We start from the raw sequence: 26,363 nt of genomic DNA, 5'->3' as shown, positions 1-26,363 counted from the left end.
CGGCACGCTGCGTAAATCAGGACGGTCGCCACGTCAGGCGACCGTCTTATTCCTTTCATCCGTTTCGCCGTGACGGCATCATGCGCAGCAACGTATTGTCTTTAATCAGATAATGATGCACCAGCGCGGCCGCCGCGTGCAGACCAATCAGCCAGTAGCCGTAGGGCGCGAGGGTTTCGTGCCAGTCGCTCAGCATATCGGCAAAGTCGGGATCCGGGCTGGCGCTGACCGGCATCGGAATCGCGAAAATCCACCAGTTACGGCCCATGTAGAAGCGCGAAAGGATGCCGAGAATCGGCAGCACGATAAAGAACAGATAAATCGCCAGATGCATCAGATGCGCCAGTCCGGTTTGCCAGTGTGGCGGCTGGGGTTCGATTTTCGGGCTGCGATGGCGAAAACGCAGCACAATGCGTGACAGCATCAGCAACAGCACACAACTGCCGGCGCTGAAATGTCCGACGATCATGGTGTAGCCTTGCCAGGATCCGCGCGTGAATAAGCCGCGAAACTCCATGGTGCAGTAAGCGGTGGCCACCAGTACCAGCGTCAGCCAGTGAATAAAGATTTGCGCAGGGGCATATTTGTTACGCATAGCCAGTCCGAAAATAAGCGGTGTGGGATGCTTAACATAGCGAAAAACGCGCTGAATTAATTCATTTTTTGCCACATCCCGTCCGGCTTACTGTTCGGCTGTCTGCAACAGCTGACGCAACAGGGCGGCAAGCTGCTGCTGCTGCCGATTGTCCAGCGTGGCCAGCAGCGCGTTCTGCGTTTGCGTATGCACCTGCAGCGCCTGCTCAATCTTCGCCAGCCCGGCCGGCGTCAGCGTCACCAGCATGCTGCGCTTATCATCGGCATCGGCAACACGCGCAATCAATCCCTCTTCTTCCAGCCGGTTAAGCCGGTTGGTCATGGCACCGGAGGTGACCAGCAGCGATTTGTAGAGCTGCGTGGGCGACAGCCGGTAAGGTGCGCCAGCACGCCGCAGCGTCGCCAGCACATCAAATTCGCCGTCGCGAAAACCAAAGGGCGCCAGCGCCTCAGCGCGCTTTTTCGCCAGATGCTTCATCAGGCGCAGCATGCGGCCAAAAATCGCCATGGAAGAGGCGTCCAGCTCCGGCATGGCGCTGGCCCATTGCGCAACGACAAAATCTACGTGGTCAGTCATGTTAATTCTCATCAGTTCACGGCGGGCAATGTGTCGCTTTGTGCGCACCCGCTATCGTTCTTCCGCAAAGTATCTTAACGTTAAGATACTTTGGCGTATGGAGACAGAATGTGAATCGTACCTTACCTGCTATTGGCATGTTTGCTTTACTGGTTTTTGTGGTGGCGCTGAATTTGCGTCCGGTGATGGCGGCCATCGGACCGCTGTTCCTGCAACTGCAGCACGATGCAGGGCTCAGTGCCACGCAGCTGAGCCTGCTGACGACGCTGCCGGTCATTATGATGGGGCTGGCGGCGCTGGCCGGGCCGCTGCTGCTGCGCAGGCTGGGTGAAGCGCGCGGCATTACCGCTGGCCTGATAGTGCTGGTGCTCGCGGGTGGCGCGCGTGGCGTCGATCACAGCGCCGGCATGCTAACCGCCAGCGCGCTGCTGGCCGGCTGCGGCATCGGGCTGATCCAGGCGCTGATGCCCGCGCTCATCAAACGTCACTTCGCCTCGCGTGCCGGTACGTTAATGGCACTGTTCACCACCGGTATTATGGCCGGAGCCGCAGTGGCCGCAGCCTGCGCCGCGCCGCTCGTCAGCCATGCCGGACTGACGATTACTTTGATGCTGCCGTCGCTACCGGCGCTGATCGCATTGATACTGTGGCTGCGCCTGCAGCCTGTGACCACGAGAGTAAACACGCCACCAGCCGGCGGCGTACATCGCACGCGGCGCGCCTGGCTGTTGATGTTGTTTTTTGGCATCGGCACCGGTGCTTACACGCTGGTGCTGGCGTGGCTGCCGCCATTTTACATGCAACACGGCTGGCTGCCGGCGCAGAGCGGCTACGTGCTGGGCGCATTAACCCTGACCGAAGTCGCCGCCGGATTTATGCTCTCCGCGCTGATTCATCGCTGCCGCGATCGCCGCTGGCCGCTGCTGCTGGCTTCCATCCTGCTGGGGCTGATCGCACTGCTGTGGCTGGGCGGCGAACACGCCTGGTTGCCGACGCTGCTGCTGGGATTGGGGATTGGTGCGCTGTTTCCGCTATCGCTGATCGTCACGCTTGATCATGCCCGTACGCCGGAAGAAGCCACTGCGCTGCTGTCGTTTGTGCAGGGCGGCGGCTATATGCTGGCCGCGCTGATGCCGCTGATGGCCGGCATTGTGCGCGACCGCGCGGCATCGCTCGACAGTGCGTGGCAGATCATGGCGGCGGGCGTGCTGCTACTGATGCTGATGGCGCTGCGACTCAAACCCCAGCGATAACGGCAGGAAACCATTGTCAGATGGAATACGCTGTTTTATAAACCGTGCAGAGTGAGAGGATCGATAAATCAGGAGCAATGATGTCCCCGCAGGTCGGTGTTGGCGTATTAATTTTCCGCGATGGCAAGCTGTTGCTCGGCCAGCGTAAAGGCAGCCACGGTGCCGGTGACTGGTCGGCACCGGGCGGCCATCTGGAGTTTGGTGAATCACCGGAAGCCTGTGCGCGGCGGGAAGTGCTGGAGGAGACCGGTCTACAGCTGCACAGCGTACACAACGGCGCCTTCGTCAGCGATGTGTTTCCGGCGGTCAACCGGCACTATATTACGCTGCTGATGGTGGCGCCGGACGCCAGCGGTGAGCCGCAACTGCGGGAACCGGATAAGTGCGCAGGCTGGCACTGGTTCGCGCCTGAGGCGCTGCCTGAACCGTTGTTTGCGCCGCTGCAAAGCTGGCTGGCGCGCGACGGTCTGGCGGCACTGCAGGCGCTGGCCCAGCGTAAAGATCGCTAACCGTATTGCTTCATCGAAGCTTCGGCATCTTCTCCCGCCGGGATGCGCATCGGGGCGGCGGGATCGGTTGCGGCACGCCACACGGCAGCGGCAACGTCCTGTGCTTTAGTGGTTGGCTGGGGCTGCTGCATGCCGGCGATGATGCCATCAAACATCGGCTGGTAAGGCTCGAGCAAGGTGTTTTCCATGCGCGGCCGGGCATTTTTGCCAAAGTCGGTGGTGGGAGCCATCCCGGGTAATACCAGTTTCACCTGAACATTAAAGGGCTGCAGTTCCAGCGCCAGCGACTCGGTAAAGGCGTTGACGGCCGCTTTGCTTCCGGTATAAACCGCCAGCAGCGGCAGGGATTTCAGCGTCACCGTCGAGGTCACATTGATCACCATGCCACTGTTTTTCGCACGGAACTGCGGGATGACCGCCTGCGTCATGGCGATGGTGCCCAGCGTGTTGGTTTCGAACACTTCCCGCACCGAGGACATCGGCGCGCCTTCCAGCGAAGTTAATAAACCGATGCCGGCATTGTTGACCAGCACATCAATCTCTCCTGCTTCAGCCAGCGTTTGCCTGATGCTGGCGGCATCGGTGACATCCAGTGGCAGCAGGCGCAGATGGGCGGATTCAGGAAACAGTTCGGCGCGCGGGGTGCGCATGGTGGCGATGACTTTCCAGCCGCGCTCCAGAAACCAGAGCGCGGTAGCATGACCAAAACCAGAAGAGCAGCCGGTGATTAAAATGGTTTTCATGGTTCACTCCTGCATTGCGTTGGGTAAGAGCTCACTATAGAGTGCCACTACCGGACTCACTACAACGTACAGTCCTGGTTTCATTTGCAGGAGTCCATTATGATCGATCCGCTCGCCGAAATGGTGTCACTGTTACAGCCCGGGGCGGCTTATTCGAAACGCGCACGTGCCAATGGATTATGGCGTGTGCAGCGCAGTGAGACCGGCCAGCCGTTTTACTGCGTGGTGCTGGAGGGGCGCAGCCGGCTGGAAATGAAAGGTCATCCTCCGGTTGCGCTTGAGCCGGGGGATTTTGTCCTGATTCCGGCCGCGTGGGAGTTTTGCATGACCAGCGAGCAGCCACCGGCCGCAGATGCGCCTGATTCGATGCCGGAGATGCTTGCGCCGGGCGAAGTGTGGCTTGGCGATCGGCAGCAGCTAGCCGAGGTACAGACGCTGATTGGTTACTGCCAGTTTGCCGCACCCGACGCGGGATTGATTGTCTCGTTACTGCCACAGTTCATTCATGTGCGTGGCGCATCGCGCCTGACCACGCTGGTGCAGCTGGTCAGGGATGAGTGTCGTGCACAGCGTCCGGCACGGCAGATCGTGCTGGAACGTTTGCTGGAATTACTGCTGATCGAGGCGCTGCGCGCAATGCCCGCGGCAAATGCATCGCCCGGCGTGATGCGGGGACTGGCCGATGAGCGGCTGGCCGGGGCGATTCGCGCCATCCACGCCAGGCCTGCCCATGGCTGGACGGTGCCCCAGCTGGCGAAACACGCGGCGCTATCGCGCTCGGCGTTTTTCGTACGTTTTCGCGATGCAGTGGGCATGGCGCCGATGGCGTATCTGCTGACGTGGCGCATGGCGCTGGCGAAAAATCTGCTGCGCAGCAGCCGCCTGTCAGTAGCCGACGTGGCTGAACGGGTGGGTTACCGCTCTGCCAGCGCCTTCAGCATCGCTTTCACCCGCTTCACCGGCCAGACGCCCACCGGCTTCGCTGGCGCGGAACGGCGCAGCGGCACCGCAGAAGCTGAGCCAGCAATAGCCCAGGTAAGTTAATCACGCCCGGAGTGGCGGCCAGCGTAAAACGGGCCGCCATAAAGCGTGCAATGCCGTTCAGTAAAAAAATCACCCTGATAATGCCGGTGCGTATCAATGCGCACCCTACAAAACCGTGCCGTTACTCGACAGGGCCACCATTTATGGTGAGCCAAAACACATTATAAAACCGTGCAATTAACCCGTAGGGTCGCCATTTATGGTGACCCAAAACATATTATAAAACTGCGCAGTTACCTTGTAGGGTCGCCATTTATGGCGACCAGGGAATACTTGCCTGCGCCACAGACGACCATACAAGACAGCCATAACGCTACAATATCGTTAAGCCGTTTTCACCGGTCAGCCAATCACCGGTTTAGCGTTTCGCCACCTGCTCGCCATCCGGGTTTTTGCCATGCCCGGCAGCAGCCAGCTCGGTATTAAAGTGGGAGACCAGCACCGAAAAAGTTTCCTCTGCTTTCATGCGGTACAGCTGTTCGGACGGATGAATACAATCGGGTGACATCAGCGACTGCCAGTCTTTCATCTGCAGGATGCGCTGATACTGACGCGCCAGCGGCACCGACTCCGCTTTAGCCAGTGCGTCCAGTTTGGTGACGTAAGGTGCAACGTGCCATTTCTCCGCGCGGCCACAAATCGGGTGCGGCTCCTGTAATATCACCTGCTTACCCTCTTCACGGGCAATAGTAATCAGCTGTGTCATCACCTGGGTATATTTGTCCGGGCTAACCTGGTAATCTTTTTCTATATCGCGGAAATGGAAATGGCGTGCATCGTTGGTGGCAAAATTCAGCAAAATGATTTTTGCCGGCGATTTCTTCATCTCTTCGCGCCAGCTTTTATTATTCTTGTAAAAATATTTGCCATTTAACAGATCCATGGCCTGCGATGAGGACGCGCCTTTATTCACGACGCGAATACCATCGCCATACTTCTCCTGTAACCACTGGTTAATCAGAGCAATCTCATTGTCTTTAATATAGATTGCGCGCAATTTGCCATTTTCCTTTATCGCCATAGCGCCACGCGTGCTGGAACCGCCATAGGCTTCAATAATAAAGTTATTATCGGGCTTGCCGCTTTCGGCGAATGCGGTATTGCACAGACAGGCTGTGGTAATCAGCAAAGTGACGATGCCAGATAGCGCTCGTTGCATAACAAATTTCCGCCTTTTGATACTCAAGGTTACATGGAGAATCGGTTGTTTACCGTAAGCGAATTACCTTAACAGGGAAGATTGCGGGTCAACAATCCGAAAGCACGGTTGTCGGGTGAAAATTAGGTCAACTCTGAGAAAAAAGCCGCTTGCTGAATAAAAGTTATTTAAATTCAATCAGGTAAAAAACATCCCTGCCTAATAGCCACCCTTCAGCCAGAAAATCCCGCATTGTCGCCTGCTTAAAACATCATGGTTGCTTCAGGACATAACGCGGTTTGATTAGCGAATTTTCGCACTGCGAGTCGGGTCGGATAATTCATAACTTATTGTATAGTATCGGGTTTTCACTATTTATCCGGCGGTTAGCTGCGAATAAGCACTGCCTGACGATAACTTTTACCATCAGAACATTCTGGCTTAAGCTTTATAGCCATTGCACAGTGACATTCTTTACACTATGGCGAAATTCCGAAACGTTTCTAAACATAATGTATACAGATTAATCCGGTGTTAGCATTCTGACTGAATCATTATGATTGCGTTACAACTCATTTCAGGATGTGCAATGTGAAAACAGAATCCTTTTTATCCAGCCGCAATATTGGCCTGGATCTGCTGCGTGCCGGCCTAATTCTGGAAGGGGTGTTATTACACGCCTCACGGAGTTTACCGGGTGAGAATGGCTGGTATTATGTCGCGCAGCGCGATCCCTCGGAAATATTCACGGCACTGCTGAGCATGGTGCACACCTTCAGGATGGAAGTGTTCTTCTTTCTTTCGGGCATGTTCTCCGCGCTGATTATTTTGCGCAAAGGGCAGAAATTCTTTACGGATAATCGCCGTAAGCGCGTCCTGATTCCGCTGATATCAGCCTATCTGTTTATTCCGCCGCTGATGTATTTTATCGCGGGACAGATGAATAACACCCCGCTGAGTCTCGAAGGCTGGCTAAACAGCTATACCATGATGCACCACCTGTGGTTCCTCGTGTCGCTGTCGGTGATGTCGCTGCTGGTACCTGGCGCGTTCTATCAGTGGAGCGCCCGTCAGCTGGGCAAAATGTCGTTGCCAATGCTGATCGCCACGCTGGTGATTCTGGGTAACGCCTGCTTCGTGCTGAAGTTCCTGGTGAAAGGCCGCGGTGAATTTGTCGAGCTCATCCCGGTGACCGCACGTTTCCTCGTCTATTACACCGCCGGTTTTGCGTTATACGTCAACCGCGAGAAAATTGCCCGGTACGCCAACAGTAAACTGATGAATGGCTGGCTGGTGGCCGCGCTGGTGCTGGCGGTGTGGGCCGCCTGCTATGTCGTCGCGCACAACCACATCACCGGGGTGATGAAATATGTGCCGGTGATGCTGGGCAGCGTGCTGTCGGTGATGCTGTCCTACTGGCTGGTGTTTAGCTTCGAACGCATCAACGTGAAAGAGAGTCGCATTCTGACGGCGATTGTGGATTCCGCGCTGATTATCTATTTGCTGCACTATCCGGTGGTGATCATTTTCTCATGGCTGCTGGATGTCTGGTTACCGGATAACCTGTCAGTCCTGTATGTCCTGATCGATTTTGCCCTCGGCATTGCGCTGAGCGCGGTGTGTTACGCCATCGTCAAACGTTCACGCTTCGCCTCGTTCATGTTTGGCCTCAAGCCGAAAGATAAAAAAGTGGCGGTGCCGGTCGAAGCGCGACTGTAATTGTCATCATGCCCGGCCGCCACTGGCGTGCCGGGTATTATTTCCCGCCATCTGATTTTTGCCATTTTCCGCATTTTTAGTTCCAGATAATTATCTCAAGCCGTTAGCGCAATTCCTAAAGCTTATCGCCGTCATCACAATTTCTTAAGTCAAACTGGACGTTTTAACCTGGTCGCGGTAATACTCATTTCAACGGATTTCCAGCCGTAAGCTATTACGCCAATATATTTCGCTTCGCTATTTCCCCGCACTGCGCATTCGCTGTGCGGCATTTGTCTTTTCTCTGGTGAGGAAAATAGTGTGTTTAAATTAAACCCCTTGTTACTAAGCCTGCTTGCTGCGCAGGGCTTAATGCTGTCTGCCACACCGGTATCGGCGGTGGTATTAAAACCTTTCACTCCCGAACGCAACGACAATAAAGTCGGCGCTTATTGCTTATGTAATGGTTCCACCCAGACGCTGAGCGGCGTGCCGCGCTTTACCGCTGGAGAAAGTGGCATGAGCAGCGTCACGCTGGGTGAACTACAAAAGGTTGGGCGTATTATTAATGACAATTTAATTGGCGAGCCCCGCCTGCAACTCGGCGCACAAAATTACGCTATTGGTATTCCGGATGAAGAAACAGGCAGTTATCGTGTCTATCAGGTTTATAACGGTGCGGAAATGATTGCGCCGGCGGAAATTAATGGCGCTACGGTAGTGCCAGATTATTATGATGTGAACGATAAACAATATATTGATGCGCGCGTGGCGACAGTCACTAATGGCCGGTTAAATATCAATATTGGTCAGCAAGGCGCAGCCGCTAACGCCAGCACCAATCGCTGGTCAATGGCGGCCAAACAGAGTCAGTTATTTGCCAGCAGTAATAACGGCCATATTAACTGGGACAGCAATAACCGCATCCGCTTTACCGCCGCCACGCCACCGTACGGTGGCGATCGGCTGGCATTTGATGCCGGAGGCGTGGTGATGTATGCCGGTCTGTTTGATGTCACTCTTAAGGATGGCAGCAGCAACGCGTACTACGTCAGTAATCTCAATGAATTGCGTAACTATAACGACTGGCTGATTGACCAGATTAGCGGCGGCAACCTGAGCCCGGAAAGTTATAACGCCGCGCTGAACCAGGCGTTCAGCCTGCGCGACGGTCGTGTGGTTTACCGCATGAGCACCGGCAATTACGATGATGAAGTGGCTGCCGCACTGGGCGATCAGGTGGTGCTGAGTGCCGATGGCGCGAAAGCCAGTGTGAAAATCAATCGCGGCAAAACGCTGGAAGTGGCTAACAGCGCCAGCGCCGTGATGCGCGCCAGCAACGGTGCAACGCCGATTATCGCCGGAAAACTGGCGACCAGTAACGCGCTCTCATCCGAAGCGGGCGCGCTGGAGCTGATCAGCGGCGCGCGCGGTATCAATAATGGCGTCATCAACAGTGGCTTTTTTAATGCCGCCAATGGGCGCGGCGTGGCAGAAGACTCTCTCGGCTATGCGGGCACGGCGGTGTCAGCGATTTATGACAGCGACTTCCGCAATAACGGCGTGCTCAATGTGCATATCGGCGATGCGCCGTGGGGCATCGCCGGCTTATTCCTCGGCAGCAGCAGCGCGGTCAACCACGGCAATATTAACATCGGCATTCACGATGTGGCGAACGGCTCCTCAGCAGCGGCGGTGAGTTTCAGCGGCGAGGGCAGCTTCGTCAACGCGCGCGATGGCACGATTTATCTCGGCCGCACACCGCAAAATCACAAGGGCGACGTCACGCAGGATGTCGCGGTCAGCCTCGGCGGTGGCATCAGCGCCATTTCCGGCCTGCTCGACTCACGAGCCATCAATGATGGTCGTATTGTTATCGGCTCAAAAGTCGAGAACGCCGTTGGCATGCGCATCGAGGCCGGGCCCAACGCGGTGTCACTGAATAACGGCGTTATCGATGTCAACGGTATGGCGCAGGCGCTACCGCGCGAAAATATCGCCATGCTGGCGATGGATTCCGGCAGCGGCGGCCAGGTGGGCAACCGCGGCACCCTCAATCTGAATGGCTATAACAGCACCGGCCTGAAAGTGATCGCCACGGCGGGCAACCAGGCGCACGCCTTCTCCAGCGGGGCGATCAACGTGGCGGGTGACGCCGACCGCTTTGGCGGCACCAACAATACGGCGGTGTGGGTAACTGGCGAACCGGGCGGTCACGCCAGTGCCGATATCACCGGCCCAATCCGGCTCAGCGGTAAAGCGGGCATCGGGATTCGTGCTGAAGGCCAGGCAACGGTCAACGTTAGTGCCCGCGCCATTCCCACCTCCAGCGGCAGCGACAGCATGCTGGATAGCGGACAGATCAGTTTCTACCGTATCGGCCCGGATGCGCGCATTAATCTGCCGGCCAACGGCCGCTACAGCGCCTCCGTGTGGAACGGCATGATTTTTCGCGTCGAGCAGGGCGCGGATTTTGACGGGCGCGGCCTGACTCTGTCGATGAACAGCCCGTTTGCGACCGGTGTGTACGGCAGCGGTGCGGGCACCGACATTAATACCCACGGCGCGACGCTGAACATCGCCAGCTTTGCCAGCGGGCTGACCATTACTGATGGCGCCCGCGCTACCATTGATGCCGCAACGCGTATTCACCTCAACGGGTCTGATGCCCGCGTCGCCATCGCTGACGGTAATCGCTATACGCTGCAGGGTAACGTTGTTAACCCTAATACGCAGTTCGACCCGAACACTTTACTGATCAATCAGGCGGCGATAGACGGCCGCGCCAATAACCAGCAGCCGTTTACCGTGATGAATCACGCGCGGCTGGTGAATCGCGGCGCGATCTCTCTGCGGGGGGAAGGCGTAACGGGTATCTACGCGCAGTATGGCGCAACGGTCGACAACCGCGGCGATATCAACATTTTGCGTAACGGCCGGGCGCTGTTCGCCGATGGTTATCCAGGCGCCGGCGACGGCAAAACCCTGACGGAGATTAACAATAGCGGCACGCTTAATCTCTACAGCGGTCAGAGCACCCAGCAAACCACCACCTTCGGTGCGGTCTCGTATCACCAGCTGGGGCGGATTAACCAGAACGGCACAATTAATCTGTACGGCGATAACGTGGTCGGCGCGAAAACCTTTGCCGGCGGCCGTATTACGCTGGGCGCGAACAGCCGTGTGGTGTTCCACGATGCGCAGCAGATCGGCTATCAGGCTTTTGATCCCGGCTCACGCCTGATCGTCAACGGCAGCCCGATTGATGTCAGCAGTCGCAACTCGACGTTGTATGAAATCCGCAACGGCGCGTGGCTGTACAACCAGGGCTTTGGCAACGTCACGCTGAGCGGCAGGGACAGCACCGGCATCGTGGTCAGCGGGACGGATGCGCTGGTATCCAGCACCGATGTTTATCAGGTCACCGGTAAGGGTGCCACCGTGCTGCGCGCCAGCGATCGCGCGCAGGGGATTATTACCAGCCTAATCGCGCTGAACGGCAAAAACACCCTCGGCGCGCAGGCGACAGGCGATGGCACCGAGGTCTACGCCGCCTCACTTATCACTGGCACCGGGCGCAACGCCACGGCGTTTGATGTCAGCGGCGACGCGCGCCTGTTTAATCAGCAGCAGGGCGTAGTGGATTTGCGTGGCCGCAACAGTACCGGGGCCCGGGTGCACGATGGCGGTAACTTTATCAACCGCGGCACGGTTAGCGTCGCCAGCGGCACCGGCGTGGATGTCAGCAGCGGTTATGGCCAGTATGTACCGCTCGACAGCACCTTACGCGTGAATGACGGCACCGCCACGCTGCGCGTGGGCTCCGGCGGCGCGATGAAAATTTACGGCGACGGGCAGGGGGCCAGCACGCTGGCGGCTTACGGCAAAGCCGATGGTTTGCTGCTCGACAGTGGTGCACAGCGCTTTGAAGCCAACGACATCATCATCGGCGCTTACGGCAGCGGTACTGCGCTGAACAATCGCGCCGGCATCAGTGATATTTCGCTGAGTAATGTGCGCTTCGAGGCTAACGGTGGCATCGGCATTCGCTCTGCCACCTCGTTCGATCCGGCGGGTAGCGCGCAGATTCACGTCGGCGCAGGCGGTACCGGCTATCGTTTTGAAAACGCAGATGGATCGACCACGGGCAACGATTTAGTGATTGGACGCGACTACCGTATTGAAGTTAATGGCAGCGGCACCGGCGTGCGTGCCAACACCCGTGGACGGGTGATCGCTCAGGGCCTGATTGATATCCGCGATGCCGATGGCGGTTCGGCGATTGTCACCCGCAGCGCCAGCCAGGTGATCAACCAGGGCACCATCCGTTCACAAAGCCGCGTCGCACCGCTCATTGATTTGCGCGGCGGTGAGACGGTGTTTATCAACCAGGGCACGCTGGATGCGCCGTACGCCGATCAGGTGGTAGTGGCAGGCGGCGCGACCCGTGATGTGGTGGCACTGCTGGCGGGCAAAGTCACCGGCGAAGTGAACACCGGTAACGGCAGCGATACGCTGCTGGTCATGGGCGGTACGCTGGATGGCGGCCTGAGTATGGGTGACGGCAGTGCGAATCAGGCGACAGTGCAGGCTATCAGCCTGAACCAGACCCGTCATATCACCAGCGGCGGCGCGGATAGCACGCTGAACCTCAGCCAGCTCAATGCGCGCGGCGGTTCGTTCCGGCAGGACGATCTCACCAAAGGCACCAACCTCGGCGCGGGCTGGAGCACGCTGAACTTCATCGATACGCAGTGGACGCTGAGCGACAACATTAAACTGGCGCACAGCACCATCAATATCGATGCCGGATCCACGCTGTTCGCCGGCGATGGCGTCAACGCGCGGCTGCAGGGGGCCAGCAATGATTCGCTGGTGGTGAACAATGCCGGCACGCTCGACCTGACCAACGGTGGCAATGTGGCGGCAAATACCCTGACCGTCGAAGGTAGTCTGGCCTCCGCGCAGGGCCGTCTGAAACTCAATTCGACAGCCACCCACAGCGACGTGCTGCGTGTTAACGGTAACGCCAGCGGCACCACCTGGGTGGATGACCGGCTGCAGGGCGGCGGACTGCTGGACAGCAATCGCGACAACGTCATCGCGGCCAGCGAAGGCGTCTCGCTGGTGCAGGTGACCGGCAGCGCCAGCGCCGACAGCTTCAGGCTGAGCAATGGCTATGTGGCAGCCGGGCCGTGGCAGTATGGTCTGTACAGCTTTGCATCGGGCAGTAGCGCGGGCGGCAACGCATGGGACTATCGTCTGGCAAACAATTTCATCTGCAGCGATGGCTCGCTGTGCCAGCCGCAGGCGGGCAGTGCGGTTAAGGCGGTCCGTCCGGCGGTTACGCCGCAGGTGCCGTCCTGGATCTCCGCACCGGTCGGGCTGGCGTACTACTCGCTGGCAGTCACTGACGATCTGCATAAGCGACTCGGCGAACTGCGCCAGCAGCCGGCAGACAACGCAGAGATGTTTATCCGCTACCTCGGTTCGGATTTGCAGTATCGAAGCAATCGCGGCCTGGACGCCTGGGGTTATGATTTCGACCTCAACTACAGCGCCGTACAGCTCGGCGGCAATCTGTTGCGCGCCGATGGCGCTGAAGATAGCGTACGTGGCGGCGTCGCCTATACGCGCGGCAACACGCGCATTCGCCCGCATGCCGCTGACGGGTACAGCTCCATCAGCTTTGATAGCGATACGTTGTCACTTTATGGCACCTGGCTGCGCAGCAGTGGCTGGTATGTAGATGGTTCGCTGAGCTGGAGCGGCTACCGTGGCGAAACCGACATTGCGCGGCAGAAAGCGGTCGCCAAACCCAAAGGGCACGGCTGGACGGCGTCAGTCGAGTCTGGCTATCCGCTGATGCTGGCGGGTGATGTGCGCCTGGAACCGCAGGCACAGGTTAGCTGGCTGCGTATGAACATGGACAGTTTTACCGATGCTGACGGCGCGCGCGTCTCCTATAACGATTACGATCAAACCATTGGCCGGCTCGGCGCACGTGTGGCGCGCAGCTGGCAGGACAGCAGTCAGAACCAGTACACGCCGTATCTGCGCGCTAACTATTATCGCGGCTGGGGCGGTACGGCGCAGGTCAGGGTCGGCGCCAGCGACAGCGACCTGAGCCAGAGCTTCAGCAGCGGCAAATTTGGCCAGATGTGGGACGTCGGCCTCGGGGGCACGGCGACGCTGATCAACAACGTGGCGCTGTATGCCGAGGCGGATTACCGCAAAGAGATTGCCGGCAACGGCGTCAAAGGCTGGCGCTACAATGCCGGGGTGCGCTGGTCGTTTTAAACGTAAATGACCACCTTAAACGTTTAATTACAGGCGGCGCTGTGATGCGGCGTCGAACAGCATCGCACGTTCGCTGTCCAGCGTGACCGGTAAAATATCACCGGCACGCGCGCCGGAACGCTGGGTGGTAAACAGCATCAGCGGGTGGCCAAACAGCGAACCGTGAATCAGTTCGGACAGGCCGGTCGGTTCCACCAGCGATACTTCAAGGGGCAGTGCATGCTGCTCACCCGGCTGCGCCAGACTGATGTTTTCCGGACGGATGCCGTAAATAACGTCGCGGCCAGCGGCCTGTGCCGCCCAGTGCGTATTCAGGGGCAACTGAGCGCTGTCGCTGATACGCACGCCGCTGGGGGTCATCACGCCGTTGATAAAATTCATCGACGGTGACCCGATAAAACTGGCGACAAATTTATTGGCCGGTGTGTCGTACAGCTCCAGCGGTGTGCCCACCTGCTGAATGACGCCGTGGTTGAGCACCACGATGCGGTCAGCCAGCGTCATGGCCTCAACCTGATCGTGGGTAACATAAACGATGGTGTTGTTCATTTGCTGATGCAGTTTTTTGATCTCCACGCGCATCTGGCCGCGCAGTTGCGCATCGAGGTTGGAAAGCGGCTCATCAAACAGAAACACCTGCGGCTGACGCACAATGGCGCGGCCCATCGCCACGCGCTGACGTTGTCCACCCGACAGCTCTTTTGGCCGGCGATCAAGCAGGTGTGTCAGGCTGAGAATCTCCGCCGCTCGCCGGACTTTCTCCTCAATCTCAGCACGCGGTCGTTTCTGAATTTCAAGGCTGAAGCCCATGTTGCGCGCGACCGTCAGATGCGGATAGAGCGCGTAGCTCTGGAATACCATCGAGATATCGCGGTCTTTCGGCGCCACCTCGTTCATCAGCTGACTGCCGATATGGATATTACCGCCCGTTGCCAACTCCAGGCCGGCAATGGTGCGCAGCAGGGTGGATTTACCACAGCCGGACGGGCCGACCAGCACCACGAACTCACCATCTTTAATGGTCAGATTGATGTCGCGCAGAACCTCAACGTTGCCATAGCGCTTTTCAATTTGCGCCAGCGTAATTTCAGCCATTATTTACCCCTTAACCGCACCGGCGGTGAGTCCCTGAACCAGGTAGCGTTGAATGAAAGCGAAAAACAGACAGGCTGGAATTAACGCCAGCACGGCGGCAGCCATCATTTCGCCCCACGAAACGGCGAATTTGGAGACGAAACTGAGCAGCCCGACCGGAAAGGTCATGACTTCGTTTTTGTTGATCAGCATTAGTGAGAACAGCAACTCACTCCACGCGGCGGTGAAAACAAAGCCGAGCGTCGCTGCCATGCCGGGCAGCGTCAGCGGCATCAGCACGCGGTACAGCGCCTGAAAGCGGGTGCAGCCTTCCAGCATGGCGGACTCTTCGAGATCTTTCGGGATGGCATCAAAAAATGACTGCATCAGAAAGGTGGCGAACGGGACATTAAAGGCGCTGTAAATCAGAATCAGCCCCAGCAGACTATTCGTCAGACCCAGCGGGGCCATCACCCGGTAAATCGGCGCAATGATCATCACCAGCGGAAACATCTGGGTAAACAGCAGCAGGGCCGCCATCACCATCTTGCCGCGAAACTGAAAGCGGGAAAAGGCATAGCCGGCAGCCGCAGCAATCAAAGTGGTCAGCGCGGCAGTGCTGCAGGAGACAATGAGACTGTTAATAAAAAACGTGGGGAAATCACTGTCGGTCAATACCTTCGCAAAGTGGCTCAGGGTGAAACCGCCAGGTAACAGCGTCACGCCCTGACTGAACAGTAACCTGTCCGGCGTGACGGCAATTTTAATGATCCAGTACAACGGAAACAGCGCAAACAGCAAATAGGCGGCGATGCTGAGACGATGACCGATCAACGGTAACAGACGCATGCGGACTCCTTACTTAAGTAACTGATGGCGAATGCGCAGCAGTACCAGCGCATAGCAGGTCATCAGCAGTAACAGACACACCGCCATCGCCGAGGCATAACCAAAATCCAGTTTGCGATAAGCGGTGGTGAAGATGTAACTGGAAAGAATCGAGGTTGAACCGGCCGGACCGCCGTCGGTCATCACCACGATCAAATCGGCAAAGTTAGCGATCCAGATGGTACGCAGCATCACGGTAATGGCGATCATCGGGGCGAGAAACGGCAGGGTGACACGGCGAAACTGCTGCCAGCCGCTGGCACCGTCAATGGCTGCTGCTTCATACAAATCTTTGGGAATCGACTGCAGCGCCGCCAGTAAAGTGATGGCAAAAAACGGGATGCCAAACCAGACGTTAGCAATCACCGGCCCCCACATCGCCAGTTGCGGATCGGAAAGAATATTGTAAGGTTCGCTGAGAATGCCCACGTCGCTGAGCCACTGTGGCAGCGGACCTACAACCGGGTTGAGCAGCCAGGACCAGGTCAGGCCGGAAAGAAACGCCGGCACCGCCCACGGTAAAAACACCAGCGCCTGCACCCAGCGGCGAAAGCGAAACTCGCGGTTAAGCAGCAGCGCCAGCGCGAGGCCGAAAAAGAACTGCAGCAGCAGTGAACTCAGCGTCCAGTTAAGGGTATGGCCGAGTGCGCGAAAGAAGCGGCGATCGTCGAGCATCTGCGCAAAGTTCGCCCAGCCAACCCAGCCGCTCTCAAGCGGGTTGAGCAGGTTCATGCTCTGAAAAGCGTAAGAAATGCCGATCGCCATCGGCACGAAGATGAACAGGGCGATCAGCAACAGGCCCGGTGACAGATACCACCAAGGCTCCGCAAGCCGGGTCCAGCGCCAGCGGCGACGCGCCGGGCTGGCAGGAAGAGAGATTTCAGGCATCATTTCAGGGCTCCGGTTTACGCGGGATTACTGGCTGGCGAGCCAGGCTTTTTGCTCTTTACTCAGATAGCTGGCCCAGTCCTGCACCATATCTTTGGTGTCGTTTTCGCCCAGTAACGTCTCCTGGCTGCTCTCTTTCACGATCACTGAATTGAAATAGCCCCAGCCTTTGAGATGGGTCGGCATGGTGAGCGGCACATAATTTGGATCGTTCAGCTCCTTAAACCAGCCGGCAAACTGCGGCGTCTGATAGAACGGGTCCTGTTCCGCACCTTTATAGATGGGTAGGGTGCCGACAAACTTCGTCCACGCCAGGTTGTTGGTTTTATTACTGAGGAAGGTAATCAGCGGCCAGGCGACATCGTTTTGTTTACCCCGTTTGAACATCGCCCAGCCGGTATAGCCGATGGTCGGGAAAGCTTTACCGGACGGTCCGACCGGCATGGGCGCCACAGCAAAATCCTCAGCCGCCATGCTATTTTTAATCGCGATCAGCGCGTCCGGATCCTGATCGAGCATCGCGCATTTGCCGGAATAAAAGCCCGAGACAATCTCGTTAAAGCTCCAGTTCACGCTGTCTTTAGGCGCGCCACCTTGCTGATACAAATCGACCAGCAGTTGTGCTCCCTTTATCGCCCCCGGCTGGGTTAAGGTACTGTTGCCGTCTTTATCAAAGAAAGCAGGCGAACCGTTCATCGCCGCCATAAACATCATCCACGCATTGGTTCCCCCGACACCGCCGCGCATGCAGTAGCCGCTGATACCGTTACCTGACTGACTAATACGCTTCGCGTCGCTGGCAAACTCTTCCATTGTTTTCGGCGGTTCACTCAGTCCTGCCTGCTTAAACAGCTTTTTATTCCAGAACAGCGCCCGCAGGTAAAAACCGTACGGTACCATGGTGGCTTTACCGTTTGCGGCCCGCGCCATTGCCAGCGTTTTGTCCGTCAGCTGGGCGCTCTCAGGCCAGCTTTTCAGGCGGGGTTCCAGATCTTCCAGCATATTGTTGCTGGCGTATAAGCCTTGCCAGGTATCGGGCATCTCCACCACATCCGGAACCTGTCCGCTCTGTAACATGGTGCCCAGTTTTTCAAACGCCTGGCCCCACGGCAGCGAAATCAGCTCAATCTCGGTACCAGGATGCTGCGTCTTGTATTCGTCGAGCATTTTTTGCAGAAGCGCGGTACGTGGCGGGCTGGTAATAACTTCCACCACGGTGAGTTTGGCGGCGAGACTGCAAAAGGCGCTGCTTAAACCCACGGCGAGTACCAGGGCTTTCAGGGCGAAACGTGTTGTCATGGCTGGTTCTCCGGAGCGTGATTAACGGTGAGTGGCGGCAGCAAGTGCCTTATTCAGATCGGTCCAAAGATCGTCGGTCTCTTCGAGGCCAACAGAGATACGGATCAGGCGCGGCGAGACACCAAAATCCTGGGCTGAATTAAATTCACTGGCCTGATTAATGACCGAAATCGCCGGCATCACCAGGCTCTCGAAACCTCCCCAGCTAACGCCCATGTGGAACAGTTGCAGGGCGTTGCAGAATTGCGGTATGTCGACCTGTTCGGTCACGGCAAAGGAAAACAGCCCGCTGTAACCGCGCAGCGTGGACCATGCAGGGGGATTGAGCCCGGGGTGGCAAACCGCGCTGACCTGCGGATGATCACGCAGCTTTTGCGCCAGCTGCAGGGCGCTTTGCTGATGTTGCTTCATGCGCAGCGGCAGCGTGCGCAGGCCACGCATCAGCAAAGAGGCTTCGTTCGCAGACAGTTTGCCGCCAAGGAACGGACTAATGTGACGGGCAATGTTGTTGATGTGCTGGTGGCTGGCAATCACCAGGCCGGCCACTACATCGCTGTGGCCGCTGATGTACTTCGAGGCGGAGTGCACCACGATGTCGATACCACACAGCAGCGGCTGCTGGAAAATGGGCGAAGCCCAGCTGTTATCAATCAACGTGACGACGCCCGCATCGCGCGCCAGCGTGGCCAGCTGGCGCAGGTTCTGTTCACTCATCACCCAACTGGAGGGACTTTCCAGATAGAGCAGGCTGGCACCGGGCAGCGCGGCGGCCATCGCCGCTTCATCGTCGCCATCAACAAACTGCGTCGTGATGCCGAAACGCTGACAAAAGCCGCGCAAAAAGCGGTAAGTATCGGGATAGACATGATTGACGCAAACCACTTTCGCGCCTGGCTGAACCACACTCAAAATCGCGTTGCTGATGGCGGCCATGCCGCTGGCAAAGGCGAGGCAGGCGTCACCGCCTTCCAGCGCGGCAACTTTATCCTGTAGCGCTTTAACCGTCGGATTATCAACGCGGGAATAGAGCGGCTGGTCGCTCTCACCGCGAAAGCGGGCGATCATGCTGTCGTAATCGCTGAAGGTAAACAGCGAAGACTGATAAATCGGTGGCGTTACGGCGCCCTGTTCGTGGCGCTGGTCGTGGGTCAGCAGTGTCTGTTGCGCAATAGGTTTAGCGTTTGGCATGGATCACGTCCTTCATGTCGCGTTCGGTGATATCAAGAATCTGGTGGCAAAGGGCGCGCGCGGCCTGGCTGTCGCGGGCGCGGATGGCGTTAAACAGTTCACGGTGCAGGGGAAACGAGTCTGAAAACAGCGCCTGCTCCGGCGGGGATTCGAAAAAGGCGTGCAGCGTGTCGTAGACGCCGTTAAGCATCTGCAACAGCAGCGGATTACCGGCGGCGCGGTAAATGCTGGTGTGGAAAGCCCAATCCTCCGGCCCGGCGGAACCGATAGCCAGGTGCACACGCTCCATCTCTTCCAGCCTCCGTTCGATTTCCAGCAGGTCGTCGGCGCTGGCGCGCTGCGCGGCCAGCACGCAGGACTCGGACTCAATGATGCGGCGCACTTCCAGCGCATGAAGCATGTTGGCGGAGTCGTTTTTAAAGCGCAGAGAGAGAAAGCTGTCATGCAGACCGACCTCCGCCTGCAGAAAGGTGCCGCTGCCTTTTTTGCGCACAATGATGCCAAGTGCTTCCCAGCGCTTGAGCGCCTCGCGCACCGTATTACGGCTGACGCCCAGTTTCTCCGCCAGCTCGCGTTCCGGCGGCAGGCGACTGCCCGGCTGCGCCCCGGCATGCGCCATGTAGCGCGTGAGCGCATCAAGAATCAGCGTATCGCTGCGCGTCGGAATAATGGGATGGAGTTCAGCCGGGTCATGCATCGTTTTGCCTTAATTGGTCCAACATCTCTACCAAAGGCTTAGCAAGCCGCATGCCAGAATCATGATGCTTTGATTCAGCAGGAGATTTGATGCCGTAATAAGCGCAGGTTATGAGATCTGCTGGTGCAAAAACCGCCAGAGTGCACCGTGGTGTGGCGGTACAGCTGACAATGTTGCGCTCAAAACGAAAATAAATTAGCATTATTTCCGGTTAACGCAACGAGGTGCCGGGATGGATAGTATCGGAATTTTTGACAGCATCAACAAACTGCTCACCACCTCATTTGCGCGTGAGTTCTGGCTTAATCTCATGGAAGAACTGGAAGCGAGTTATGCCAGCGCTCATGCGGTGGTAGAAGGGACGGCAGGCAGTCTGAAGCATCCGGAAAAGATCCGCTTTCGTCCTCAGGCACGGCACTATTTTCTGAATGCCGCGTTTCGCAGAACGGCTGAGGCCAGCGGCCTGATCTGCATCGATGCCGTCACTCAACCTCAGGGTGAGCACTATTGTCTTGTTGAATCGGGCGGAATCAAAGTCAGCCGGATAGGGCTCAATCACAACGAACACCTGATCAAACGGGCACGTCATCGCACATTGCTTGCTGAACTGAACGGAGAGCTCGAAGGCGTTACGCCAGATATGTTTTATGATATTGCCGGAGTGCATACGGCTAAAGAGACGTTAGGCGTGCTGATTGTTAACGTCAATCCTCCTCTCATTATGCCTCAGGGAAGTATGCTGGATTTACGGGTAACAGTCCCATTCACCAATCTGCGTAACTACCATTATAATCAGTCAATACGCGATGTTCTCGCGTTGTACAATACAGCAGATAATCAGAATGAAATCCCTGATTTAGCAGTTCCACAGTTGAAGAAACGTTTAAAGCAGCAGGAAGGTTAGTGTGGTGCAGCAATGAGAGTCGGTGTGGCGGGTTTTGAGCCAAAACGTTTAACCCAGGTACGTGAGGCGCGTGGGTTTTCGAAGATCAATCTGGGGCGCCAGGTTGAGCGTTCCCCCTCGACCATTACTAAATGGGAGAATGGCAGCCATGCGCCTGATTCCGCCGCGCTGCTGGCCCTGTCATTGGTACTGAATTGTCCCGTAGCCTGGTTTACAAAACCCTTGCATGTTCATACTAATAATCCAGTGTTTTTCCGCACCATGGCGAACACGGCAAAGGATCTGTGCGCGGCTTCGGAACGTTATATGGAGTGGTTGCAGGAAGCGTCAGCGCATTTACAGCAGGATCTTGATTTTCCGGCTGTGAATATTCCCTGGCTTGATGTTACCGATCACCATCAAATTGATGATCAAATGATTGAAGTGATGGCTGGTCAGTGCCGCAAACGTTGGGGACTGGGTCTCGCACCGCTAAACGATCTGCTGCTGGTCATTGAAAATGCCGGTGTGATTTGTGCGCGCTTCGAACAGGGCAGTGCGGTGATGGATGGCTACTCGCAATGGAACGAGCGTGAGCAACGGCCTTACATGATTCTGGCGTCAGATAAAAATAACTATTACCGCAGCCGTTTTGATGCCGCTCATGAGCTTGGCCATTTAGTGTTACACCGGTTTATCAAACGACTGGACAGTATTAATTTTAAGCCGATCGAAGCGCAGGCGCATAAGTTCGCCGCGTGCTTTATGTTACCGGAGGAAGCGTTTGCGGTGGAATTGCCGGCAAATCCCACGCTGGAGAATTTCGTCGCGCTGAAGCAGCGCTGGGGAATATCTGCACAGGCCATGATTATTCGGGCTAAAGAGCTGAATTTGATTAGCGATGTTGAGCATCAGCGCCTGTACAAGCAAATTTCAGCGCGCGGCTGGCGTAAAGGTGAACCGCTTGACGATCAGCGGGTTCCTGAAGCTGTGCGATTACTGCCCAGAAGTCTCAGGCTTTTGCTGGATGAAGGCCTGTATAGCAAACAGAGCTTTGTCTCTTCACTGGCAATGGCGCGCCACGATGTAGAAAAACTGTTTTCCCTGCCAAAAGATGAATTAGCGGAAACGCAGATTTTGCATTTGCCAGCCACACTCAAAGCCCGCGACAACAGCTCTCCTCAGTCAGCCGACAATAATGTAGTCAGCCTGTTTACCAGGAAATAATGCATTACTGATACGCGAGTGGCTGCATCACTTCACGCGATGCAGCCATACGGATTTTATTGCCAGCAGAGATATTGCTTCGCCGGACAATCATCTTAAAACCGCGATCAGCGGCTAAACGGCATCGATCAGGCCGCCGTCGACGCGGATCACGCTGCCGGTAATATAACTGGCAGGCTCACTGGCGAGAAAAGCGGCGGTGGCACCATATTCGTATGGCGCGCCGTAGCGGCCCATCGGTATGCTGCGCCGGCTTTGGGCTGCGACGGCAGCGGCGGTGCTGTTTTCGCGTTGCGCCTTCAGCGCATCAAGCTGACTGACGCGCTCAGTATCAATGCGTCCCGGCACCAGGACGTTAACCGTTACACCATCCGCGGCTACCTCGCTTGCCAGCGTTTTCGACCAGCCCAGCAGGCTCATGCGCAGCGCATTGGACAGCGCCAGATTGGGGATAGGCGTGACCACGCCGGACGAGGTGGACGTGATAATGCGTCCCCAGCCGCGCTGGCGCATGGCCGGCAGCACCTTGTCGCTCAGTTGAATCAGCGCGTCCACCATCACCGCAAACTGCTGTCGCCAGAGTTCACTGCCGGTACCCGCGGCTTTCGCGGGTGGCGGCCCACCTGAATTATTCACCAGAATATCCACCGCGCCCCAGCGCTGGCGAATCGCCGCCAGCACGCTGTCAAAGGTGTCGGGTGCCGCCAGATCCAGCTGGAACGCCTGCGCCTCACCGCCGTCAGCGGTAATGCGCTCCACTGTTGCCTGCAACTTACTGCTGTTGCGCCCGGTGACCGCCACGCGCACGCCCTCCTGCGCCAGTGCCAGCGCTATCGCCTGACCCAGACCGCTGCCTGCACCACACACCAGCGCCACGCGCCCTTGTATTTGCAAATCCATCACTGCCTCCTGATTGTATTTTCAGGGTCGTAATGTGCAAAAACAGTGCCGGTTATGCGCCTGGTTTACGCATCTGTACCTGATCGAAGGCGAATTGCAGATGCGTTTTCATCAATTCGGCCGCCTGTTGCGGTCGGTTTTCACGCAGCGCGTCGATAATGGCCACGTGCTCTTCGCACCACTCTTTCACCCGCCGTTTGTTTTGGTAACTGCCAAATTCCAGCAGGCGGCGCAGGCGGTTTTGCTGTTGAATCGCCTGCAGCACAAACAGATTGCCGCTGGCTTCGGCCAGCGATTCATGAAAAGCGGCATCCGTCTCAAAAATATCGCGCGCCGGTACCTGCGTGAGATCCGGATGGGTAATCAATCGCAGATGCTGTGCCCGCAGGCGCTTCAGCATCGCACGGTCCGCGCGTAATTGCGGGCTGAGCAGGGCGGCTGGCTCAATCATCAGACGAAATCCATAACTGTTGCGCAGCGCGACTTCCGAGTTAAGCGTTTGCTGAAAACGCCAGCCGTGTCCCGCATTGCGCGCGATTAACCCGTCCTCCGACAGCTTGACCAGCGTGCGTGTCAGAATGCCGCGATCAACGTCATAGCGCTGGCTGATTTCCGTCTGGGTGAACGATTCGGGCAGGGCACCAGCAATACGATCGCGTACCAGTAACTCGTACAACGTCTGGTCGCTGCTCTGCGGGGGTTCAATGTCCAACTGCTGTAACTCATCTGCCCCTTTTAGCAGAAAAAATCCCTGATTGGGCCGCGCTTCCACCGCGCCCAGTCGGGTCAGTTCTTTAAGTCCTGCCCGCACCGGCGTGCGGGAAACGCCCAGCGCGTCTGCCAGAGGTTGTTCACGTAAGTGCTGACCTGGATCGAATCTTGCTTCATAGATCAGGTCAAGCAGCTGACGTGCAATACGACGGCTGCTGGCGGAGGAGTCAGGCTGCATAGAACGGGATTTCCTGAAATGTATTATTGTCGACTAAAGGTACAATAACATGTTGAGGTAAATGCTGCGATATAAAGCAATGCATGCACGATAAGCGTGCAGAGTGCACCGGGAGAAGACGTTTTTTTATCACCATGATTGTATTTTGTGAATCATAAAAACCAATTTAAACGTTTACCAGGAGACACAGATGATCAGCAATTCATTTCGCTCTACCGGTCGGTTGCTGGCGCTTGCCACGCTGGCCCTGATGCCCATCATCAGCCAGGCGGCAAGCGATCGCGTTGCCCCAGGCAAACTGACCTACGGCACCGCAGCCACCTTTATGCCGTTCGAGTTTGTGAAAGACGGCAAGCTCACCGGTTTTGATATCGAGCTGATAACCGCGCTGAGTAAGACGCTCAATCTGCAACCCGCAGCCATGCCGATGGAGTTTAAAGGGCTGATCCCGGCACTGCAGGGCAAACGTCTCGACATCATTAACTCCGCGATGTACGTCAACCCGGCGCGTGCGGCGCAGGTGGATTTTGTTCCTTACCTCAAAATCGGCAGTCGCGTCGTGGTGCGTAAAGGCAATCCGGCCGGCATCACCGGGCGCGATCTGTCGTTGTGCGGCAAAAACGTGGCGGTCACGCTTGGCGGTATCGAAGAGAGCCAGGCGCGCGTGGATAACCAGAACTGCCTCGCCGCCAAAAAAGCCGCGATCAACGTTATGACGTTCCCGGCGGCAACGGACTCGGCAGTGGCTGTTGCGCAGGGGCGCGCCGATGCAGAGTTCCTCTCAACGCCCGGTACCGTTGCGTTGTTTAGCGAGAAGCCCGGCGTGTTTGAAGCGGCAGGCGCTGAGTTTGAAGCCGATACCCACATCGCTTTTGCGGTCCGTAAAGGCGACAGCGCCACCAAAGCGCAACTGGAACAGGGACTGCAAAACCTGGTGAAAGACGGCACTTACAAGCAACTGATTGAGAAATGGAACTTCCCAGACTCCGTTGCCATTTTTTAATCCGCTGACCGGAGAAAGCTATGTCGATCGATTTAATGTGGCAGTACTTCCTCTCCCGCGAATTTCTGCAGGGCGCGTGGATGACGCTGCTGATTACTCTGTGCTCGCTGTTGTGCGGCGTAGTGCTGGGACTGGTGCTGGCGCTGCTACAGGAAGCGCCATTTCGTGCCGCGAAAGGGCTGGCGTTTTTTTATCTCTGGCTGTTTCGCGGTACGCCGGTGCTGTTCCAGATCATCTTTGTCTACAACGTGTTGCCTGGTTTCGGTCTGCGCTTCTCCGCGTTTACCTGTGCCGTGCTGGCGCTATCGCTGAATGAGGGCGCCTATATGGCGGAGATATTACGTTCCGGCTTACAGGCGGTAAAAAGCGGCCAGCGCACCGCCGGTATGGCGCTGGGAATGACCCACGCCCAGATCATGCGCAAGATTGTCTTGCCACAGGCCGCGCGCATCGTGCTGCCACCGATGGGTAATCAGATGATCAGCATGCTGAAGTCCAGCGCGCTGGTGTCGGTGATTGCGGTGCAGGAGTTGTTGCTGGTGGCGAACCAGACCGCCAGCGCCAGCTTCCGCTATTTCGAGGCGCTTTGCGCGGCGGGGCTCTATTACCTGCTGCTGACCTCGCTGTTCATGCTGTTTCAGTCGTGGCTGGAGCGCACGCTCGACCCGAAACTGCGGCGTGGAAAATGGCAAAAGGCCCGGGCGCGCCATCGTCGGTTAACCAAAGCGGCAGATACCGCAGGAGATCTGTCATGAACGAGACAAAACCACCGCTGCTGGAGTTGATTGGCATCGACAAGAGCTTTGGCCGTCAGCCGGTATTGAAGAACTGTTCGCTCAGCGTTCAGCGTGGGGAAACGGTGGTGCTGATTGGGCCTTCCGGTTCCGGCAAATCTACGCTGCTGCGCTGCGTCAATCTGTTGTCACCCGCCGATAGCGGCGATGTGTTCTTCACCCGCCAGAATATCAGCCGGGGAGAAGTGCCGCCGCACCAGTTGCGCCAGCGTATTGGCATGGTGTTTCAGAACTACGAGCTGTTTTCCCATCTGACGGCGGCGGAAAACATCATGCTGGCACCGATGACGGTACTCGGCGTCAACCGCATCACGGCACGCAAACAGGCAGAAGCGCTGCTGGCGAAGGTGCGTATTCACGATCGGGCCGATCATTTTCCCGACGAATTGTCTGGTGGTCAGCAGCAGCGCGTGGCCATTGCCCGGGCGCTGGCGATGAAGCCGGAACTGATGCTGTACGACGAACCCACGTCAGCGCTCGATCCGGAGATGATCCGCGAAGTGCTTGATGTGATGGCGGAACTGAGCGCCGAAGGCATGACCAGCATGGTCGTCACCCATGAAATGGGATTCGCGCGCCGTGCCGCCAGTCAGATTCTATTCATGGAAGAGGGCGAAATCCTGGAGCGCGCCAGCGCCAGCGACTTCTTCAACCGCCAGGTTAGCGAACGCGCCCAGCGTTTTCTCGATCAAATCCTACATTAACTGCGGAGCCATA

Annotated in this window: 22 protein-coding genes; 10 read left to right on the top strand and 12 right to left on the bottom strand. The window is 57.1% G+C overall.

The genetic code is table 11. The features are described from left to right. Positions 1-55: 55 nt before the first annotated feature. A complete protein-coding gene (gene cybB / locus K7H94_RS20715) occupies positions 56-595 on the bottom strand; it encodes a cytochrome b561 (protein WP_031280003.1) in 540 nt (179 codons plus the stop codon). 87 nt (positions 596-682) lie between these two features. Beyond that, entirely contained in the window at positions 683-1,171 is a 489-nt protein-coding gene (locus K7H94_RS20710; protein ID WP_059011261.1) for a MarR family winged helix-turn-helix transcriptional regulator, read from the bottom strand. A gap of 110 nt (positions 1,172-1,281) precedes the next feature. Here K7H94_RS20710 and K7H94_RS20705 point away from each other — a divergent pair, with 110 nt between their 5' ends. Both K7H94_RS20705 and K7H94_RS20700 read left to right on the top strand, forming a co-directional pair. Next, positions 1,282-2,424 carry an MFS transporter gene (locus K7H94_RS20705; protein WP_245001424.1) on the top strand — a complete coding sequence of 381 codons (1,143 nt, stop codon included), beginning with the start codon at positions 1,282-1,284 and terminating at the stop codon, positions 2,422-2,424. Positions 2,425-2,504: 80 nt separating this feature from the next. Continuing rightward, on the top strand, positions 2,505-2,933 hold the full coding sequence (locus tag K7H94_RS20700; protein WP_021509070.1) for a nucleotide triphosphate diphosphatase NUDT15: 429 nt from the start codon (positions 2,505-2,507) through the stop codon (positions 2,931-2,933). Here K7H94_RS20700 and K7H94_RS20695 read toward each other — a convergent pair. Continuing rightward, entirely contained in the window at positions 2,930-3,676 is a 747-nt protein-coding gene (locus tag K7H94_RS20695; protein WP_222952109.1) for an SDR family oxidoreductase, read from the bottom strand. The two genes, K7H94_RS20700 and K7H94_RS20695, sit on opposite strands and share 4 nt — an antisense overlap. A 99-nt stretch (positions 3,677-3,775) precedes the next feature. Between K7H94_RS20695 and K7H94_RS20690 the strand changes: the two genes are divergently transcribed. Further along, positions 3,776-4,720 carry an AraC family transcriptional regulator gene (locus tag K7H94_RS20690; RefSeq protein ID WP_222952108.1) on the top strand — a complete coding sequence of 315 codons (945 nt, stop codon included), beginning with the start codon at positions 3,776-3,778 and terminating at the stop codon, positions 4,718-4,720. A gap of 358 nt (positions 4,721-5,078) precedes the next feature. Here K7H94_RS20690 and K7H94_RS20685 read toward each other — a convergent pair whose 3' ends face one another. Continuing rightward, positions 5,079-5,879, bottom strand: coding sequence for an SGNH/GDSL hydrolase family protein (locus tag K7H94_RS20685; protein ID WP_072208996.1), 801 nt, complete (start codon positions 5,877-5,879; stop codon positions 5,079-5,081). A 570-nt stretch (positions 5,880-6,449) separates the two neighbouring features. Between K7H94_RS20685 and K7H94_RS20680 the strand changes: the two genes are divergently transcribed. Beyond that, a complete protein-coding gene (locus K7H94_RS20680) occupies positions 6,450-7,577 on the top strand; it encodes an acyltransferase family protein (RefSeq protein ID WP_058759114.1) in 1,128 nt (375 codons plus the stop codon). Positions 7,578-7,877: 300 nt separating this feature from the next. Next, the gene (locus K7H94_RS20675; protein WP_222952107.1) at positions 7,878-13,856 is read left to right on the top strand and encodes an autotransporter outer membrane beta-barrel domain-containing protein; all 5,979 of its coding nucleotides are present in this window, start codon (positions 7,878-7,880) and stop codon (positions 13,854-13,856) included. A gap of 27 nt (positions 13,857-13,883) precedes the next feature. On the opposite strand, the gene K7H94_RS20670 is transcribed toward K7H94_RS20675, so the two are convergent. The 6 genes from K7H94_RS20670 to K7H94_RS20645 are packed head-to-tail and all read right to left on the bottom strand — an operon-like array spanning position 13,884 to position 19,890. Then, positions 13,884-14,951: an ABC transporter ATP-binding protein gene (locus tag K7H94_RS20670; RefSeq protein WP_088517298.1), complete on the bottom strand. Its 1,068-nt coding sequence runs from the start codon at positions 14,949-14,951 to the stop codon at positions 13,884-13,886. A 3-nt stretch (positions 14,952-14,954) separates the two neighbouring features. After that, entirely contained in the window at positions 14,955-15,779 is an 825-nt protein-coding gene (locus K7H94_RS20665) for a carbohydrate ABC transporter permease (RefSeq protein WP_021509079.1), read from the bottom strand. Positions 15,780-15,788: 9 nt separating this feature from the next. Further along, positions 15,789-16,709 carry a carbohydrate ABC transporter permease gene (locus K7H94_RS20660; protein ID WP_058759118.1) on the bottom strand — a complete coding sequence of 307 codons (921 nt, stop codon included), beginning with the start codon at positions 16,707-16,709 and terminating at the stop codon, positions 15,789-15,791. A gap of 24 nt (positions 16,710-16,733) precedes the next feature. Then, positions 16,734-18,005: an ABC transporter substrate-binding protein gene (locus tag K7H94_RS20655; protein WP_222952106.1), complete on the bottom strand. Its 1,272-nt coding sequence runs from the start codon at positions 18,003-18,005 to the stop codon at positions 16,734-16,736. Positions 18,006-18,026: 21 nt separating this feature from the next. Next, on the bottom strand, positions 18,027-19,193 hold the full coding sequence (locus K7H94_RS20650) for a PLP-dependent transferase (RefSeq protein ID WP_222952105.1): 1,167 nt from the start codon (positions 19,191-19,193) through the stop codon (positions 18,027-18,029). After that, positions 19,180-19,890 (bottom strand): FadR/GntR family transcriptional regulator, encoded by a 711-nt coding sequence (locus tag K7H94_RS20645; protein ID WP_021509083.1) that lies wholly within the window; start codon positions 19,888-19,890, stop codon positions 19,180-19,182. Before K7H94_RS20645 ends, K7H94_RS20650 begins: the two co-directional genes overlap by 14 nt. Positions 19,891-20,122: 232 nt before the next feature. Between K7H94_RS20645 and K7H94_RS20640 the strand changes: the two genes are divergently transcribed. Then, positions 20,123-20,794, top strand: coding sequence for a hypothetical protein (locus tag K7H94_RS20640; RefSeq protein ID WP_222952104.1), 672 nt, complete (start codon positions 20,123-20,125; stop codon positions 20,792-20,794). A gap of 12 nt (positions 20,795-20,806) precedes the next feature. Continuing rightward, a complete protein-coding gene (locus K7H94_RS20635; RefSeq protein ID WP_222952103.1) occupies positions 20,807-22,000 on the top strand; it encodes a helix-turn-helix domain-containing protein in 1,194 nt (397 codons plus the stop codon). 114 nt (positions 22,001-22,114) lie between these two features. On the opposite strand, the gene K7H94_RS20630 is transcribed toward K7H94_RS20635, so the two are convergent. Then, complete coding sequence (locus K7H94_RS20630; RefSeq protein ID WP_222952102.1) at positions 22,115-22,900, bottom strand: SDR family oxidoreductase; 786 nt, start codon at positions 22,898-22,900, stop codon at positions 22,115-22,117. Positions 22,901-22,952: 52 nt separating this feature from the next. After that, positions 22,953-23,849 carry a GntR family transcriptional regulator gene (locus tag K7H94_RS20625; RefSeq protein ID WP_132463013.1) on the bottom strand — a complete coding sequence of 299 codons (897 nt, stop codon included), beginning with the start codon at positions 23,847-23,849 and terminating at the stop codon, positions 22,953-22,955. A 250-nt stretch (positions 23,850-24,099) separates the two neighbouring features. Between K7H94_RS20625 and K7H94_RS20620 the strand changes: the two genes are divergently transcribed. Genes K7H94_RS20620 through K7H94_RS20610 form a run of 3 tightly spaced genes read left to right on the top strand, consistent with a single transcriptional unit; the run spans position 24,100 to position 26,350 of the window. Continuing rightward, positions 24,100-24,852, top strand: coding sequence for an ABC transporter substrate-binding protein (locus K7H94_RS20620; RefSeq protein ID WP_369974301.1), 753 nt, complete (start codon positions 24,100-24,102; stop codon positions 24,850-24,852). A gap of 20 nt (positions 24,853-24,872) precedes the next feature. After that, a complete protein-coding gene (locus K7H94_RS20615; RefSeq protein ID WP_058775911.1) occupies positions 24,873-25,607 on the top strand; it encodes an amino acid ABC transporter permease in 735 nt (244 codons plus the stop codon). Next, positions 25,604-26,350, top strand: coding sequence for an amino acid ABC transporter ATP-binding protein (locus tag K7H94_RS20610; RefSeq protein WP_058775910.1), 747 nt, complete (start codon positions 25,604-25,606; stop codon positions 26,348-26,350). Before K7H94_RS20615 ends, K7H94_RS20610 begins: the two co-directional genes overlap by 4 nt. The last annotated feature ends 13 nt before the right edge of the window (positions 26,351-26,363 follow it).

The sequence above is a fragment of the Pantoea dispersa genome, assembly GCF_019890955.1.
Classification (GTDB): domain Bacteria; phylum Pseudomonadota; class Gammaproteobacteria; order Enterobacterales; family Enterobacteriaceae; genus Pantoea; species Pantoea dispersa.
Note: the sequence above shows the minus strand (reverse complement) of the source record. Positions and strands in the feature narration are given on the sequence as shown.